Raw genomic sequence first — 1,908 nt, 5'->3', positions numbered from 1 at the left:
CCCGTCTTTAGAAGTTAGCACCATGTTTCTTTAGGAGCAAAAAAACAAATGTTAATCAGAGCCCGTATTTATGCGGGTTTTTATGTGCGAAAATACTTTCATATTTTATTTAATTGTGTTATAATGATGGTGCCGTGGTGTATTCATGTCGGAGGTGTTCTTATGGCTTATTTCCTTAAGGTTGCTAAACAACAAAATCGTACCTATTTATCTATTTACGAAAGCTTTTATTCTCCTGATGTTAAGGGAACCAAGCATCGCAGTATTAGAAAACTTGGTAATCTTCAGTCTCTTATTGATTCTGGGATTGATGATCCTATTGCCTACTACAAAGCTGAAGTGGCTAGAATGAATGAAGAAAGAAAACTCAAAAATGCGAATGCAAAGATAAATCAAAGACTTATTGGTGAAGTCTCTCCTGAAAAGTATCTCGGCTATTTTCCTCTTGCCAACATTCTTAACACATTAGATGTAAAAGATCATTTTAACTATATGCAGTCTACTCGCTACTTTCAGTTTAATGTCTATGATATATTCTCATCTCTTGTATTTGCACGTGCTGTAGCACCTTTGTCTAAACACAAAACGTTTCATGATGTACTTCCTTCCCTTTTGAATGAAGTTGACTTCAGCTATGATCAATTATTAGATGCCGTTGAATTTCTGGGGAGTGAATATCAGAAGTTCACTGAAATACTTACGGTAGCTACAGCTGATAATTTTGGTATTGATACAAAACATACTTTCTTCGATTGTACGAACTTCTACTTTGAAATCGATAAAGAAAATGATTTTCAAAGACGTGGCCCATCTAAAGAAATGCGTCATGATCCCATTGTTGGGCTAGGTCTATTACTTGATGCCAATATGATCCCCATCGGTATGAGGATGTATCCCGGTAATGAGTCAGAGAAGCCTATTATCCGCAATATCATCAATGACTTGAAATCACAAAACAACATCAATGGAAGGACTATACAAATCGCAGATAAGGGGTTGAACTGTGCTCGCAATATCATCGAAGCAACAGATAAATGCGATGGTTATATATTCTCAAAATCGGTCAAACAGCTAGTTGATAAAGAAAAGACATGGGTACTCCTTGAAAATGATTTTCATGATGTTTTAGACAGCAAAGGAAATATAATATATCGATACAAATCATGTATCGATAACTACACATATGAATATAAAGACGAAAATGGAATCAAACATTCAAAGACAGTAAAAGAAAAACGTGTTTGTACATTTTCCCCAAAGCTACAACGAAAAAAGTTAATGGAAATCGACAAAATGATTGAAAGAGCGCAAAGATTACGAGCATCAGAAGCAAAGAAAGAAGAGTATGGGGAAAGTGCGAGATATGTAAATTTTGTGGATAGAGATGGTAAAAAAGCCCATACAGTACTAAATGAAGAAAAGATAGATATGGATAGAAAACTAGCAGGCTTTAATCTTCTAATCACTTCCGAATACAAAATGGAAGATCAACAGATATATGAAGCATATCATAATTTATGGAGGATTGAGGAATCTTTCAGAGTTATGAAAAGTGAATTAGACGCAAGACCTGTCTATCTTCAAAAAGAGAATAGTATAAAAGGACATTTTCTTATATGTTATACTACGGTACTACTAATACGACTGTTTCAATTCAAGATACTAAATAACGAATACTCAACAAGTGATATATGTAGTTTTATCAAGGAGTTTAAAGTTGTACAGATCAACGATTCAAGATACATCAACATGACACGTTCTTCTGATTTCATCACCAAGCTTTCAGCTCTATTAAAACAACCAATCACAAATTATTATCTTACCAATAAACAAATAAAAATGATGCATACTCGTTAGCTATAATTTCGAGTTTACACCATTTTTTTACTTTTAACTTCTAAAGACAGG

General features: G+C 33.9%; 1 protein-coding gene. It reads left to right on the top strand.

What is annotated here, in order from left to right; translation table 11 throughout:
* The first annotated feature begins 162 nt into the window (after positions 1–162).
* Entirely contained in the window at positions 163–1,857 is a 1,695-nt protein-coding gene (locus EDD61_RS13680; RefSeq protein WP_008690300.1) for an IS1634 family transposase, read from the top strand.
* Positions 1,858–1,908 lie beyond the last annotated feature (51 nt).

The organism is Longicatena caecimuris, assembly GCF_004341945.1.
GTDB classification, from domain to species: Bacteria; Bacillota_I; Bacilli_A; order Erysipelotrichales; family Erysipelotrichaceae; genus Longicatena; species Longicatena caecimuris.
This window is presented reverse-complemented; position numbering and strand designations above follow the sequence as displayed.